Annotated in this window: 14 protein-coding genes; 4 read left to right on the top strand and 10 right to left on the bottom strand. The window is 41.9% G+C overall.

The features are described from left to right. The first annotated feature begins 23 nt into the window (after positions 1–23). From fusA to BMX50_RS20505, 3 genes are all read left to right on the top strand, one after another. Positions 24–2,135 carry an elongation factor G gene (gene fusA, locus BMX50_RS20515; protein WP_091212900.1) on the top strand — a complete coding sequence of 704 codons (2,112 nt, stop codon included), beginning with the start codon at positions 24–26 and terminating at the stop codon, positions 2,133–2,135. A 116-nt stretch (positions 2,136–2,251) separates the two neighbouring features. Beyond that, positions 2,252–2,557 (top strand): 30S ribosomal protein S10, encoded by a 306-nt coding sequence (gene rpsJ / locus BMX50_RS20510; RefSeq protein ID WP_022830652.1) that lies wholly within the window; start codon positions 2,252–2,254, stop codon positions 2,555–2,557. 621 nt (positions 2,558–3,178) lie between these two features. Further along, positions 3,179–4,255, top strand: a complete 1,077-nt coding sequence (locus tag BMX50_RS20505; protein WP_091212897.1) for an Ldh family oxidoreductase — start codon at positions 3,179–3,181, stop codon at positions 4,253–4,255. A 13-nt stretch (positions 4,256–4,268) separates the two neighbouring features. Here the strand turns inward: BMX50_RS20505 and BMX50_RS20500 are convergent, their stop codons facing one another. The 9 genes from BMX50_RS20500 to BMX50_RS20460 all read right to left on the bottom strand — a co-directional run bounded on the left by BMX50_RS20500 (position 4,269) and on the right by BMX50_RS20460 (position 13,668). After that, a complete protein-coding gene (locus BMX50_RS20500) occupies positions 4,269–5,450 on the bottom strand; it encodes a hypothetical protein (RefSeq protein WP_091212894.1) in 1,182 nt (393 codons plus the stop codon). Beyond that, complete coding sequence (locus BMX50_RS20495) at positions 5,447–5,872, bottom strand: hypothetical protein (protein ID WP_091212891.1); 426 nt, start codon at positions 5,870–5,872, stop codon at positions 5,447–5,449. The genes BMX50_RS20500 and BMX50_RS20495 overlap by 4 nt, the downstream gene beginning before the upstream one ends. A gap of 186 nt (positions 5,873–6,058) precedes the next feature. Continuing rightward, positions 6,059–7,537, bottom strand: coding sequence for a signal peptidase I (gene lepB / locus BMX50_RS20490; RefSeq protein WP_262494044.1), 1,479 nt, complete (start codon positions 7,535–7,537; stop codon positions 6,059–6,061). Positions 7,538–7,559: 22 nt separating this feature from the next. Further along, positions 7,560–8,699 (bottom strand): signal peptidase I, encoded by a 1,140-nt coding sequence (gene lepB, locus BMX50_RS20485; protein WP_091212888.1) that lies wholly within the window; start codon positions 8,697–8,699, stop codon positions 7,560–7,562. A gap of 315 nt (positions 8,700–9,014) precedes the next feature. After that, positions 9,015–10,469: a signal peptidase I gene (lepB, locus tag BMX50_RS20480; protein ID WP_091212883.1), complete on the bottom strand. Its 1,455-nt coding sequence runs from the start codon at positions 10,467–10,469 to the stop codon at positions 9,015–9,017. A gap of 14 nt (positions 10,470–10,483) precedes the next feature. Further along, positions 10,484–11,233: a 4-hydroxy-tetrahydrodipicolinate reductase gene (gene dapB / locus BMX50_RS20475; protein ID WP_091212880.1), complete on the bottom strand. Its 750-nt coding sequence runs from the start codon at positions 11,231–11,233 to the stop codon at positions 10,484–10,486. A gap of 23 nt (positions 11,234–11,256) precedes the next feature. Next, entirely contained in the window at positions 11,257–11,934 is a 678-nt protein-coding gene (locus tag BMX50_RS20470; RefSeq protein WP_091212877.1) for a DUF5683 domain-containing protein, read from the bottom strand. 15 nt (positions 11,935–11,949) lie between these two features. Beyond that, the gene (locus BMX50_RS20465; protein ID WP_091212874.1) at positions 11,950–12,861 is read right to left on the bottom strand and encodes a ParB/RepB/Spo0J family partition protein; all 912 of its coding nucleotides are present in this window, start codon (positions 12,859–12,861) and stop codon (positions 11,950–11,952) included. Positions 12,862–12,864: 3 nt separating this feature from the next. Continuing rightward, positions 12,865–13,668: a ParA family protein gene (locus BMX50_RS20460; protein ID WP_091212871.1), complete on the bottom strand. Its 804-nt coding sequence runs from the start codon at positions 13,666–13,668 to the stop codon at positions 12,865–12,867. 300 nt (positions 13,669–13,968) lie between these two features. Between BMX50_RS20460 and BMX50_RS20455 the strand changes: the two genes are divergently transcribed. Continuing rightward, complete coding sequence (locus tag BMX50_RS20455; protein WP_091212867.1) at positions 13,969–14,490, top strand: NADPH-dependent FMN reductase; 522 nt, start codon at positions 13,969–13,971, stop codon at positions 14,488–14,490. A 529-nt stretch (positions 14,491–15,019) separates the two neighbouring features. On the opposite strand, the gene BMX50_RS20450 is transcribed toward BMX50_RS20455, so the two are convergent. Beyond that, positions 15,020–15,904: a T9SS type B sorting domain-containing protein gene (locus tag BMX50_RS20450; protein WP_167668042.1), complete on the bottom strand. Its 885-nt coding sequence runs from the start codon at positions 15,902–15,904 to the stop codon at positions 15,020–15,022. Between the last annotated feature and the right edge of the window lie 323 nt (positions 15,905–16,227).

The raw sequence follows: 16,227 nt of genomic DNA, 5'->3' as shown, positions 1-16,227 counted from the left end.
GGTGAAATCACAAAACAAATAAAATGTCAAGAGATCTAAAATATACAAGAAACATTGGTATTGCCGCTCACATTGATGCTGGTAAAACTACCACTACCGAGCGTATCCTTTACTATGCTGGTGTAAGCCACAAAATTGGTGAGGTACACGAAGGTGCCGCTACTATGGACTGGATGGCCCAGGAGCAGGAGCGTGGTATCACCATCACTTCGGCTGCAACAACCGTAAACTGGAAATACCGTAACCACAACTATCACATGAACATCATTGATACCCCGGGTCACGTGGACTTTACCGTAGAGGTAAACCGTTCATTACGTGTACTTGATGGTTTGGTGTTCTTATTCAGCGCGGTTGACGGTGTTGAGCCTCAGTCAGAAACTAACTGGCGTTTGGCTAACAACTACAACGTACCGCGTATTGGTTTCGTTAACAAAATGGACCGCTCTGGTGCCGATTTCTTAAACGTGGTAAAACAGGTTAAAGAAATGTTGGGCAGCGTTGCTATTCCATTGCAGTTACCTATCGGTGCTGAAGACCAGTTTAAAGGTGTGGTTGATTTGATCAACTTCCGTGGTATTGTTTGGAATGAGCATGATAAAGGTATGACCTTTACCGAAGTGCCTATCCCTGCCGATATGCTTGACGAAGCTACTGAGTGGAGAGAGAAATTATTGGAAGCAGTTGCTGAGTTTGATGACTCATTGATGGAGAAATTCTTCGAGGATCCTACCACCATCACTGAGCGTGAAGTATTAGACGCTTTACGTCAGGCTACATTAGCCGGTAAAATCGTTCCGATGACTTGCGGTTCATCTTTCAAAAACAAAGGTGTACAAACCATGCTTGACTATGTAATGGAGTTAATGCCTTCACCTCTTGATTCAAAAGGTGTTGTTGGTACTAACCCTGACACAGGTGCCGAAATTTTGGTTAAACCAGATGTAAAAGAACCATTTGCAGCATTAGCATTTAAAATTGCTACCGACCCGTTTGTAGGCCGTTTATGCTTCATCCGTGTTTACTCTGGTAACCTTGATGCTGGTTCATACGTGTACAACATGCGTTCAGAAAGCAAAGAGCGTATCAGCCGTATCTTCCAGATGCATGCTAACAAGCAAAACCCTATCCCTAACGTGGGTGCAGGTGATATTGCTGCAGTAGTAGGCTTTAAAGATATCAAAACAGGTGACACCCTTTGCGACGAGAAACATCAGTTGGTTCTTGAGTCGATGGTATTCCCTGAGCCGGTTATCGGTTTGGCAATTGAGCCTAAAACTCAGGCCGACGTTGATAAATTAGGTATCGCTTTAGGTAAACTGGCCGAAGAGGATCCAACTTTCCGCGTACAAACAGATCAAGATACTGGTCAAACAGTTATCTCTGGTATGGGTGAGTTACACCTGGACATTTTGATGGACCGCTTAAAACGCGAGTTTAAAGTAGAAGTTAACCAGGGTGCTCCACAGGTAGCTTACAAAGAGGCTATCACCGGTACTATCCAACACCGTGAAACTTACAAGAAACAAACTGGTGGTCGTGGTAAATTCGCGGATATCCAGGTTGTTATCTCTCCAGCCGACGACAACAAAGAAGGCTTGCAGTTTGTTAACGAAATTGTTGGTGGTTCTATCCCACGTGAGTTTATCCCATCTGTTGAGAAAGGCTTCAAAGCCGCTATGGACAATGGTGTACTTGCAGGTTACCCACTTACAAGCTTAAAAGTTCGTTTGATTGATGGTTCATTCCACGCAGTCGATTCGGACGCGTTATCATTCGAGATCGCCGGTCGTTCTGCTTACCGTGAAGCATTGCCAAAATGTAAACCGGTATTGCTTGAGCCAATCATGAAAATCGAGATCTTAACCCCTGAAGAAAACATGGGTGATGTTATCGGTGACATGAACCGTCGTCGTGGCCAGCTGCAAGGTATGGACACCCGTAACGGTGCACAGGTAATCAAAGCAATGGTACCACTTTCTGAAATGTTTGGTTACGTAACTCAATTACGTACTATCACTTCCGGCCGTGCAACTTCAACTATGGAGTTTGACCATTACGCTGAAGCACCTCGTAACGTACAGGACGAAGTTGTAGCCAAATCAAAAGGCCGCAAACAAGTTGCTATCGACTAATAATCAATTTTGAATTACTGAATTAGCTACTATAGCCGATTCAGTAATTCAATAAATAATAAAAATCAACTATCCCTAATAAATAGCTCTTAGGGTAGTTAAAATTCAAATTAACAATGAGCCAAAGAATCAGGATCAAATTGAAATCTTACGATTACAACCTGGTAGACAAATCTGCCGAGAAAATCGTAAAAACAGTAAAGCCAACAGGCGCTGTAGTTAGCGGACCACTTCCGTTACCAACCGAAAAGAAAATCTTCACCGTATTACGTTCACCACACGTAAACAAAAAAGCACGTGAGCAATTCCAACTTTGCTCATACAAGCGCTTATTAGACATTTACAGCTCTAACTCAAAAACTGTAGATGCCCTGATGAAGCTTGAATTGCCAAGCGGTGTTGAGGTTGAGATCAAAGTTTGATAGACGACCGGCCCACTGAAAGGTGTGGGATCAAAAAATAAAAAGGCCATTTGCGTAAGCAGATGGTCTTTTTTTATGGGTATATTTATTGGATTAGCTGTAAGGAAATGAAGCAATCCTCACCCACCCGTCATTGCGAGGCACGAAGCAATCCCCAACTTTACCGAGCAACCATGCAAATCATCCCTGTATAGTTCGCGATTGCTTCGTGCCTCGCAATGACGTATATTTTAATAATTATTTAAACCCACTACTATTGGCGTTGCCTGCGGCCCGGGCTGTACGCTCATACGCCTTCAGGCATTACGCACAGGCCTGTATCCGCTCCCATCCCTAACGCAAAATTTGTCTGGACCGTGATTTATGGGATTAGTCGGATTATAGGATTTTGCCTGTCTGCTTTGGTCTGAACTCGAATTTGGGGGAATTAAGGAATGACCAGAATGCTCAGCAAATTCGATAAATTCTTATAATTCCTTAAAATTCAGGTTCAGACAAAAAAATCATGCCCATCCCAAAAATCCCCCCAAATCCAGGTTCAGACAAAAATCAATCGGTGAAATCCCCGAAAAATCAACGAAATCAGCGTAATCAAAAAAATCAACGGTTATCTTTGCCCCTATGCTGATATCACCATCTCCCCTACGCACCTTCACCGAAGATATATTTAAAGCAATAGGCTGCAGTCATGAACATGCTGTTTTAGCTGCTGATGTGCTGCTCAAGTCCGATCTGCGGGGTATAGATTCTCACGGCGTGGCCCGCCTGAGCGGCTATGTACGCCTCTGGGAAAAGAAACGTATTAACCCAACACCCAACATCCGGATAGTTCATGAAACGCCAACAACGGCTACAATAGATGGAGATGCAGGGCTCGGTCTGGTAGTTGCTCCCTTCGCTATGAAGGTAGCCATAAAAAAGGCCGAATTATACGGCTCGGGATGGGTATCTGTGCGCAACTCCAACCATTTTGGCATTGCGGGATACCATGCATTAATGGCTGTAGAGAAAGATATGATAGGCTTTGCCATGACCAATGCCAGTCCGCTGGTAGCACCTACTTTTTCAAGTGAGCGACTTTTGGGTACCAATCCAATGTGCTATGCCTTCCCGGCAGGTAAATATCCGCCGGTGATAGTTGATATGGCTACTTCGGCTGCTGCCAACGGTAAGCTTGAAATAGCCCAGCGTTTAGGTAAACAAGTACCTGAAGGCTGGATCCAGGATAAAGAAGGCAATTATACCACCGATCCCCACGCTCTTAAAAGCGGCGGCTCCCTCCTGCCCCTTGGCAGCGACCGTGATCACGGCAGCCATAAAGGTTTCGGGCTGAGCGCTACCGTTGATATATTATCAGCAGTATTATCCGGCGCAAACTACGGCCCCTGGGTGCCGCCGTTCGTTGCTTTTCTTGACCCACCGAATGATCCGGTTGGCGCGGGTATAGGCCACTTTTTAGGCGCCATGCGCGTGGATGGCTTCCGCCCGGTAGATGAGTTCAAAAATCATTTAGATAACTGGATAGAGCGGTTTAAATCATCAACTACGGTTGATCCGGAGCAAAAGGTCATCATCCCCGGCGAACCCGAACTGGAAGCCGAAGCCGACAGGATTGCCAATGGAATCCCATTAGTTGATGCTGTTGTGGAGGATTTAAATAAGCTGGCGGAACGTTTGAATATTCAAAAACTTATCTAACTCTAATAAAAGCTTAAAAAGGATACATAGAATGAATAGCAACTCCTCTTCCATCAAATATCGTAATGACGTTTTTATATCTTATCGACCCAGGATAGGTTTTAATAGAAATCACGGAATTATTTTCTAAAACTGTTCTCTTATTATTGTGAATAAGTATAACCTGATCAAAATATTCAATAACACATCCATTAGGCACAATTTTCGTTGAAATTGGCTTTATAGCCCTATTTCTTTCAGTAATTCCTTTCGGTAACAAAAAATCCGTAGAACTTAATTTCACAGGCATGTCTTTATTATCTTTTCTGAAAGAAAGCCCCTTTAAAGTTCCGTCATTCAAAAAGAAAAAACAATTAGATGAACTATTAAAAGAATATACTATGTTTTCTTCTTTTATTTGTGAATTACTCAAAAGATCGTGCAAGGAATACGCCTCAGTTCCGACGTCATCAATGCTTATCTTATTTGTATTGGCTTCATCTTTGTATAAATATTTTCTTTCTTCAGTTCTACTAAATGCGCTTTTCAAATAGTCAAAATTCTTTTGTGACTCATAATTTAACACATCGTATCCACTCCAACCAGACCTCAAGGAATTGTCAGAAATAGCTTTAGGTTTAACTTTCAATCTGCTTCCAATTCCAACCATCTGCCCGTGAAACAACCCATCGGAATTAGAAGAAATCATTACAGAACCTGCTTTTGCAGAGATATTTGTAGTTTTAGCATCAAATACTCTTTCGACATCTTCGTTTAAATAAACTGAATTATCATTATTAATACTAAAACCCGATTCATATAAACCCTTTCTATTTCCAATAAATAATCTCATCCCGTAAATCTGCATATCAAATACCGGAACGCTATCTAATTTTTGTAATACCTTGGGTATCATTTTATCAATCGAAAAACAATATTCAATATTTGCATATTTAGACCAAAGTCTATCAAAACTTTCCTTAAATTGTTTTATCGAAAAAAAAGATCTCCCCTGTTCATTCTTTAACCAATTATTTTGAGAAAATATAATCTTAAAAAAATCGTATTCTTCTGATCCCGGGTGTATATGTTGAGTTATAATATCCCACAGCGGAATAGTTTTAAGCTCCCCGTTATTTTCAACAAGAAATAATTGTCCTCCATATAAATACCCATCCTGAAAATCACCTTTGATGTAGAATCTAATAGTCTTCATAAAGTTCCTTTCTCAATTTTTACAATTACATGTAATGGCAATTTATCTTTCAACAATTCCAATTGATCTGATGAAGGTCTATTCTGCGATTCATCGGTTGACACAGGATAGCCGTGCCAAGGCTCCCCTTCATTCCTATCATTTGGAAATTTGGCCAGCTTCTCCCCACTCTTTCCGAGGGTTACAGTCGCAGAATCAATAATACTAAATATACAATTATTCTCTTTTGAAAACCATGCGTTATAATCCTCTACGGCTGGCTTAAATACGCTATACTCTTCGCCCTCTTCTATACACCACCTCGTCTTGTCCTTTTTGTACTTCGCAGTTCTTCTGTGATCCTGCTTTGATATGTAGTAATATCCGTTGGAAGATGGGCCATAGCTGCCATCTAAATTTCTTGCAGATTTAATTAAGGGCATAAAGATATATCAAATTAGTATAAAGATATATTTTAATAACACAAACAAAAACTTACTATAAAAATTAATTATTGAAATCTCTTAGATTGTTCAGCAATAAATAAAGTTTAGTTTAAAAGCACAAGGCCTGTTTTGCTTCGCAAAACAGGCCTTGTGCTAATGTTCCCCCTTTAGGGGGGTAGGGGGTTAATGAATCAGGTTAAACAACCTGCTCCAACGGATCTTGTGAATGAACGAAGCGTTATCATCAACACTCATCCAAATGAATAGTGCCTTACCTACTATATGATCTTCAGGAACAAAGCCCCAGAAACGTGAATCTTCTGAATTATGGCGGTTATCGCCCATCATAAAATAATAGTTCATTTTAAAAGTATAGCTATCGGCTTTCTGTCCGTTGATCAGGATGTCTTTACCGCTTACTTCTACTTTATTACCTTCATACACAGCGATAGCGCGGCCATAGATCGGGAAGGTTAAACTATCCAACTTTACTGTCCAGCCTTTTTTAGGCACAATGATAGGGCCAAAATTGTCAACGTTCCATTTATAATCAGGAATGTTTGCCCCTATTTTGTAATTGGAGAAAATGGCAGGATAAACCGGGTTCATAGGATCAGAAGCTCCCCCTGGTGTTAATCTCGGTGTAACTGATTTGATGTTTGAATATCCCCTCAGTGCTTTTGCCGACTCCTCAGTAGTATTGGTAACAAATTCGGTGTTATTTATCGATGAGATATCAGATAAGTGTAAATCAGTGGCTATTTGCGGGTTAAGCTCATTGCCATCCGTTTTAACATCATAGGTAATTTCTCCATTTGGCGGCGTAATAGCGGCTTTGCTGTTTATAAATACCTGTGCGTTAACAACACTCAAAGTATCGCCGGGAGTGCCCTGGCAGCGTTTAATATAGTTTTCGCGTTTATCAACAGGTCTGAAATATGGCGAATCGGCATCCATAGGATAGTTAAAAACTACCACATCGCCTTTTTTTACATCACTTAAACCAGGCAAACGGTAATATGGCAACTCAAGGCCATCCCAATATGCCTTGGTGTTAATTAGCGGCATGGTATGATGTGCAAAAGGAAATGCAACTGGAGTCATAGGTAAACGTGCACCGTAGTTCACTTTACTTACAAACAAGTAATCGCCAATAAGCAACGAGCTTTCCATCGATGCACTGGGGATTACATACGCCTCAATAAACAGCGTACGGATCAGCGTTGCTGCAATCACCGCAAAAATGATGGCATCAGCCCACTCACGTGCCTGGGTTTTCTTTAAGGCGATCTTGTACTTAGCCCTGAACTCCGGACTGGCCGACTGGCCTAAGTATTTGGTATCCTTATCAAAACCCCATTTTGGCAGGTAGATAAATTGCAGTGCAACACCTGCACAATGTTCGGCAAACGTAAACTTGCCGTAAGACTTAATAAAATCAATTGTTATACCCAAGGCAACAAGAAAGCCCAACCCCGGTATAAGTAACAATACAAACCACCAGCCAGGCCTTCCGCTTAATTTGATCATTATATAAAAATTGTAGAGCGGAATTATAGCTTCCCAACCCGGTCTGCCGGCCTTTTCAAATAACTTCCATAAGCCTACGTAAGGCAATATGATTAAAATAATAAATGCAATTACAAATCCTACAACGTTCACTTCAGTGTTTTTATATTTTCAATTAATGTATGCCCCTGAATAGTCTGTTCCACCTTATTTTACCAAAGAAAGTGGCTGTACTATCAATACTCATCCAGGTAAATAATGCCTTGCCTACTACGTGATCTTCCGGAACAAAACCCCAAAAGCGCGAATCTTCCGAGTTATGGCGGTTATCACCCATCATAAAATAGTAGTTGAGCTTAAAGGTATAAGTATCGGCTTTTTTTCCGTTAATCATGATATCCTTACCTACAACATTTACTTTATTATTTTCATAAATCTCAATGGCACGGCCATAAACCGGGAAAGTAAGGCTATCTAATTTAACAGTCCAGCCTTTTTTAGGGATAATGATAGGGCCGTAGTTGTCAACGTTCCATTTAAAATCCGGGAAGTTAGGCGTGATCTTATAGCGCGGATACTTGGCAGGGAAAACCGGGTTCAGCGGATCGCTGGTACCTCTGAGTGTTACTGCGGGCACTACCGATTTTACATTTGAATAAGTTTTCAAAGTAGCGGCCGATTCCTTTGCCATCATCATTTCATAACGATTGCCGGTGTTCCCCCTGATCTCTATCTTGAGTTCATTTAAAATGGCGGGGTTAAATTCCTGCCCATTAGTTTCAACAAAATAACCTTCTTTTCCTCTTTCGGGATTTGGCGCAGCCTTACCGTTAATGTACACCTGCGCATTAACAACGCTCAATGTATCGCCCGGGGTGCCCTGGCAACGTTTGATAATGTTTTCGCGTTTATCAACCGGCCTGAAATAAGGTGAATCGGCCTCGATTGGTGCATTAAAAACCACGATATCCTGTTTCTTTATATCACTTAATCCGGGCAGGCGGTAATAAGGCAATTTTATTCCGCCCCAGTAAGCTTGAGTTCCCCAAGGCGTAGTATGGTGCATAAAAGGAAATGAAACAGGCGTTATTGGCATCCTTGCTCCGTAATTCACTTTACTTACAAACAGGTAATCGCCAATTAAAAGCGAATTTTCCATCGAACCGCTGGGAATAACATAGGCTTCGATAAACAGCGTACGGATAAGGGTAGCGGCTATTACTGCAAATATGATAGCATCGCCCCATTCACGAAGCGCACTTTTTTTCTTCTTTACTTTAGTTGAATCTTTCTTTTTCCAGAATTTCCAGTTCATGTTCTTGATGTGCAAATTATTTTAAATGTGCAGATTTCAGATGTGCAAATGTGCAGATTTTTTAATGTTTATATTTTATGTATAAGATATATGTTACACGTTATATGTTACGCTCCCCAATAATAATTAAAAGATGCCAATCAAACCATTCATTCGCACCCATTCCTAATCATTTGCACATCTGACATCCCCAAATCTTCCCCCATCTGCACATCTGAAATCTGCACATCCGCACATCCTTCCTCATCTGCACATCTGAAATCTTCACATCCGCACATCCTCCTTCATCTGCACATCTGAAATCTGCACATCTTCCTAATCAATCCGCCTAAACACCTTATCCCATCTGATCTTACACCATGACGGCGCGTTGGCATCCCAGCTCATCCATACAAAAACCGCCTTGCCAACAATGTGATCTTCGGGAACAAAGCCCCAAAAACGCGAATCTTCGGAGTTGTGCCTATTATCGCCCATCATCCAATAGTAATCCATTTTAAAGGTATAACTATCGGCCTTAGTGCCGTTAATCAATATCTCATTGCCTTTAACCTGCACCTTGTTATTTTCATACACCTCAATAGCACGCTGATAAAAAGGCATGGTCAAGCTATCCAGCTTCACTGTCCAGCCCTTTCGCGGAATAATGATTGGCCCCAGGTTATCTTCGTTCCATCTAAAGTGCGGGTCGTGCGGAAAAACTTCCGGATCATACACGCCCCTTAATTTGATGTCGGGCTTCACTGTTTTAGCAAAAGGATAGGCCTTCAGCTTTTCGACCGATTGCGCTGTCATATTCGCTGTAAAATCAACCCTTGTAAACTGCTGGAGATCTTCCATATGCAGGTTATAGCGCGTACCGGGGTCAAATCCTTTTACCGAACCGTCTGTACGTATACGATACTCCATTTCTCCATTTCGCGGAACTGGCATAGGCTGGTTATTTACATACACCTGGCCATACTCCAGTTTAATGGTATCGCCGGGGGTGCCCTGGCAGCGTTTTATATAATTTTCCTGCTTATCAACCGGTCGATAAAACGGCGAATCGGCATCCATAGGATAATTAAACACCACGGCATCACCTTTTTTAACTTCGCTAAAACCGGGCAAGCGGTAATAAGGCAGCTTTATCCCATCCCAATAGGCTTTAGTACCCGTAAGCGGCATAGTATGATGTGCAAACGGAAATGCTATCGGGGTCATAGGCAGGCGGGCACCGTAATTGATCTTGCTTACAAATAAAAAGTCGCCAACCATTAATGAACTTTCCATAGATGATGAAGGGATAGTGAAAGCCTCCAGGAAAAGCCCGCGGATAACGGTTGCCGCTATTACAGCGAAAAGAATGGCTTCTGTCCATTCCCGTACGGGCGATTTACTGAGATCGCGGTATTTCTCCCTGAAGTCATCACTTGCCGATGGCCCAACATAGCGGGTACTTTTATCAAAGCCCCATTTAGGAATAAATATAAAAGGCAGCAGTACAGACATGGTAATTTGCCCTATACCAACTTTCCCGAACGACTTAATAAAATCAATGAGGATGCCGATGCTTATAATGAAGTTTATGCCCGGTATTAAAAGCAGCAAAAGCAACCAGAGCGGCCGCTGGCTCAACTTGAGCATAATATAAAGGTGATACACCGGTATGAGCGCTTCCCAGCCCGGGCGACCGGCCTTCTCAAAAAGTTTCCAGTATCCTGCCAGTATTAAAACCAATAGCGGGCTTATCATGATGTAAAACCCAATATAGCCCGCTATTGCCATTTATATTAAAGCTATTAGCTGTTAAAATCAAACATGGCTTCAACCGAATAAAAGCCTTTTTTATCGTGAAGCCATTCGGCAGCCAGTACAGCGCCTAAAGCAAAGCCATTACGGTTATGCGCAGTATGCTTAAATTCAATGCTATCCACCTCCGAGTCATAAATAACGGTGTGAGTGCCCGGTACGCTGTCAATCCTTAACGATTCAATGAGCAATTGATTTGGGGCAACGTTAGCATCATCATCCTTATCATCAGTAGTTAATACGTTAACCCACTCGTTTTTGGTATCGGTATTGTTTATGATACCTTCGGCAATGGTTATGGCCGTGCCGCTTGGTGAATCCATTTTTTGCGTATGGTGAATTTCTTCAACCTGTACCTCATAATAAGGATACTTGTTCATCACTTTAGCCAGCAGCTTATTCACGTGGAAAAACACATTAACACCAACACTAAAGTTTGAAGCCCACAATAATGATTTATTCCCGTCAATACATTGCTGCTTTACTTCCGGCAGTTTCTCGTACCAGCCCGTTGTACCAATAACAACAGGAACATTGGCATTAAAGCAATGTTCGATATTTGATAATACCGATGCCGGCGTAGTAAATTCAATTACAACATCTGCTTTTTGCAGGTTTTCGGGCGTAAGGTCATGAAGGGTTTCATGATCAATGGTAAGTACAATTTCGTGCTTGCGGCTAAGGGCTATCTTTTCAATGATTTTGCCCATTTTTCCGTAGCCAAGTAGTGCTATCTTCATTTCAGGTATTGTGGTTTTCCTTATTAAAACGTAAAGGTAACTTTTAAACCCGGAATATAAGCATTATTAGCACCCTGTGCATACACCGGCTGATTAATTAAACCGGGAGTCACCTTGAACGACAGGTTGTTATCAACCGTATATGAATGGATAAACTTGGCATCGATATAAGCATCAATAGCCTGGATACCCCATACGGCTAAAAAGCCAAAGATGCTTAAATCGCGGTTACGCCTTGAGTTTTCACGCGCATCGCTCAGGTTGGCATCGGGCACGTCCTTATAAAGGTAATATTCATTATAATACGGATCGCCGGGATTGGGCGGGTTGCCCTGACGGTATCTCGATAATATTAAATACTCGTGATAATAATGCTGATTATAAATAATGGCCGAAGTTAACAGACCTAAGCCACCATAAATTAGCGGCACTTTCCACCATCTGTGGTTATATACCTGTCCCCAGCCCGGTACCATCAATGAATGTATTACTGCTTTATGCGGGATATGCGTGCTATCCGGGTGATAGATCTTTTCTTTGGCAGGATCGATCTTTGGGGCAAATGAACCTGAAGGGGTTTTAACAGGATGCTTTACTTTCAGCGTATCACTTTTTTTATTCTCCGTACTATCAACTATTTGAGCCTGTGCGGCAGAAATAAAAAAAGCGAATACACTTAAAAAAAACAGGAATTTATACATTTTTTAAATTAACAATTACCAATCAAGCATTTCAAGGATGCGGCCAAGGTCATCTTCCGACAGGAAAGGGATCTCAATAACACCGCTTCCGCGGCTGCCTACTTTTAGTTTTACCCTTGTACTAAATTTTGAAGCCAGGTCATCCTGGATCTTTTGTAACTGGTATGATACCGGCTCGGGCTGTTTGCCCTCTTTTTTTACCGGCGACTTTTGCATCTCTCTCACCAGTTCTTCAACCTTACGAACGGATAAACCTTCCTTTATAATATGCTGATGTATAAATAATTGTTTTGCAGGATCGGTTAGCGTTAAAATAGCTTTGGCATGGCCCATAGTAAGCTCCCCATCGCGAATAGAAGCCTGGATAACCGGAGGCAGCCTTAACAGGCGCAGGTAATTGGTAACTGTTGAACGGTTTTTGCTCACCCTGTCGCCCAGTTCTTCCTGCTTCAGGTTACACTCCTCAATCATACGCTGAAAGCTCAGGGCAACCTCAATAGCATTCAGGTTTTCGCGCTGAATGTTTTCAATGAGTGCCATCTCCAGCATTTGCTGATCATTGGCGGTACGCACATAAGCCGGGATCTGGGTTAAACCAGCCAGTTTTGATGCACGAAAACGACGCTCACCCGATATTAACTGGTATTTATGCGCGCCTAATTTCCTGAGTGTTATTGGCTGAATTAAACCCTGTAGTTTGATCGACTCCGAAAGCTCTGTTAGTGCCTGTTCGTCAAAATCGGTACGGGGCTGAAACGGGTTAACCTCAATTTCGGCCAGTTTTATTTCATTAACCGAGCCAATGTCATTTACCTCGGCAGGGCTTGCAGTTTCTTTATTTCTGTTTTGGTATGGCTGTACGTTAGGCGTGTCGTTTAATAGCGCACTCAGTCCCTTGCCCAGGGCATTTCTCTTTTCACCACTCATTTACTATACTGTTGCTGTAGCTGTTGCCTGTTCACCTTTAACCAACCCGTTTTTTTCCAAAATTTCGCGGGCAAGGTTCAAATAATTTATTGCACCCTTACATGTAGCATCATGCATAATTACCGACACGCCAAAGCTTGGCGCCTCGCTTAAACGGGTATTACGTTGTATAATGGTATCAAAAACCATGTCTTCAAAGTGAGTTTTAACCTCGTCAACCACCTGGTTGCTCAGGCGTAAACGCACATCGTACATGGTTAACAAAATACCTTCAATCTCCAGCTGCGGGTTAAGGCGCGACTGAACAATTTTGATAGTATTTAATAATTTACCCAAGCCCTCTAACGCAAAATACTCGCACTGTACAGGTACAATTACCGAGTCGGCAGCAGTTAAGGCGTTAATGGTGATCAAACCTAATGAAGGTGAGCAATCGATAATAATAAAATCATATTCGTCGCGCACCTTGTCAAATACCTGTTTCATTTTAAACTCGCGGCCGGTTAAATTGATCATTTCAATTTCAGCACCTACCAGGTCAATATGTGCAGGTAATAAGTCAAGATTAGGGGTTTCAGTTTTCTGAATGGCATCATGAGGATCAACCTCGTTGATGATACATTCGTAGATACTATTTTTTATATTACGGGGATCGAAGCCAATGCCCGAAGTTGAATTGGCCTGCGGATCGGCATCAACCAACAAAGTTTTATAATCTAATACAGCTAAACTTGCAGCCAGATTTATAGATGATGTAGTTTTCCCTACGCCGCCTTTCTGGTTGGCTAAAGCAATAATTTTACTCATTCTATAGTTTAAAAAAATTTATAGTTCTGTGATTTATAACAACGTTAAATAGAAACAGAAATTTCTACTTTCGTAAAGTTTTTATCCGGTGATAAAGATACGGAATTAAATAATGCAGAATTCCACAGCTTTTGCCTATTTACAAACAAAATTGATCGATTAATTAACTATCAGCTTAGCAATGTTGGTAATATTATTGTGCAAATCATACTTATAATTAAAGTGTTCATTTGCAAAAAATTACCAGGAAAACAGCGGCTATAGCACTAATTAAATCATTCAGCAATTTACAAATAATAAATGATAACCATAATATCATCAACCAACAGGCCCGGGAGCTCAACGCTTAAGCTTGCGCATGTTTACCAGCAAAAACTGCGCGAAAAAGGCGTGGAAGCAGGTATTTTATCGCTTGCACAACTACCGCCTAATATTATTGAAACCGACCTGTATAACAAACGCAGCGCCGAATTTGAGGTTATACAGCAAGTAGTTACCAATACTGATAAATTTATTTTTCTTATCCCCGAATACAATGGCAGCTTTCCGGGCGTACTCAAGGTTTTTATTGATGCCTGCAGTTTCCCCGAAAGTTTTTATGATAAAAAAGCTGCTTTGGTTGGCTTATCATCGGGCAAATACGGCAACATTCGCGGCGTTGACCATTTCACGGGCGTTTGCCATTACCTGCACCTGAACATCATGGCGCTAAAACTACATATTGCAGCCATACATAAAGAATTTGACGAAGAAGGAAACCTGTTTAAGGCCGACACTATAAAGTTCGTAAACGAGCAGATAGATAAGATCATTAAGTTTTGATTGGGGATTGCACCTTAAAAAACATGTCATTGCGAGGAACGAAGCAATCGCATGCTATACAGAGCGGACATGTGCGGGCTGCGAGATCGCCACGCTTCGTTTATATTGACGCAATTGTAAGCTATTGATTATTAATCACATTTCTTTAACCTGCCTTGTAAATATGGGCGTTGCCTGCGGCCCGTGCTCATACTGCACAGGCATTAGCCAAATGTTATTAAGTTAAGAAAAATCCCCCAGAGGGGGAACAGGTTTGTAGCAATATCATATACCGAAAAATAACCGTGCCAGAGGCACGGAACACCGGAGTTTTGTACCTCTGGCAAACTAAGAAAAACAAAACTCTTATTTCTACAATCCTTTTGCAGCTCTGGTGCAACCTGTCAATCCCTTAACTTAATGACATTGGGCTAAAGCCACAAGGCCGGTATCCGCTGCTATCACTAACGCTCCCCTGCGAAACATAATTGCAAAACATATATTGAGCCTGCGGTCGATATTATTAACTCTAATCCAACGCAATCCCCATCTATCTAATCAAAAACACCCAGCCCGATACCCTTGGAATCTCATTCTTGAAGTCAATTACATAGTAATAAGTCCCGGTGTCAAGGGGTACGCCGCTGCGGGTACCGTTCCAGGGGGTGTTATAGCCTATGCTTTTAAAAACCACTGCACCGCCGCGATCATAAATAGTCAAAACACAATCGGTATAAGCATCAAGATTGATAACATTCCACACATCATTAACCCCATCTCCGTTAGGTGAAAATGCAGTGGGGATGGTTAACTTAGGCGCGCTTGTTATAAATTCGATATCATCAAGCAACAAATCATTACCCGGACCGCCGGGGGCATTGTTGCTTATTTTTAAAACAAGGCTGCTTACATTATCCGGCGTTTTAAAAGCCAGCTTATACTTCTTCCATACCGGCCCTGCGCTTGCGGCAATTGGCCCTGTACGCAGTGTTTCAAGTACTTCGCCGGTTGTTGTTTCGATAGAAAAAAGAATATCCGGCTGCTGTACCGTTGGCCCAACTACGGTATTTTTAAGCAGGTTAAGGATATAGGCCGAAAACTCATAGGTTGTAGCAGGACAAAGAGATGGCACCATACGGGTGTAAAAGGTACTTGGCTCGTTTGATGCGTTGATCATCATCATATAGCCATTATTATTGCCGGTATGGTCATGTGTTACCTTATGCCATGACTCTTCGGCACAACCTTCTGAGGTATTAACCAGCGTATAAAATCCATCGGCCGGGCAATAGGGTGTATAAGCCATGTTGGTAACGCCTGGGGGCAATGCAGGGCCGTGTCCGGTACCCGAGCCAAAGTCTTCCCTGAATAACCAATGCCCCAGCTTACCGGTACAATCCATACTTTGCGCATTGGCAGTCATAAAAAATAACATCCACAGTAAAAAAATCGGGGGAAAACGCACGTGCATGACCGGATCAACACTTAAAACATCAAAAGTATGTTCAACCACTCTTATTCAGGCAGCAGTCAACGGTCAGTTTTATAAATTAAGTCGATAGTCTAAGTCGGAAGTCACAAATCGGATTGTTTAGAAGCTGTTTAAAAATGAGAGAAAGTATTTTTGCAGAGACGCATAATTGCGTCTCCCGGAGGACAAGCCGATTTCAAAAGCGCCTCTGCTGCCGTAAATTGCAAGCGAAAGGCGCAATTATGCGTCTCTACATTCAAAAACTATCGTTTTTAAACAGCCTCTTA

Origin of the sequence: Mucilaginibacter gossypiicola (genome assembly GCF_900110105.1) — a bacterium.
GTDB lineage: Bacteria > Bacteroidota > Bacteroidia > Sphingobacteriales > Sphingobacteriaceae > Mucilaginibacter > Mucilaginibacter gossypiicola.
This window is presented reverse-complemented; position numbering and strand designations above follow the sequence as displayed.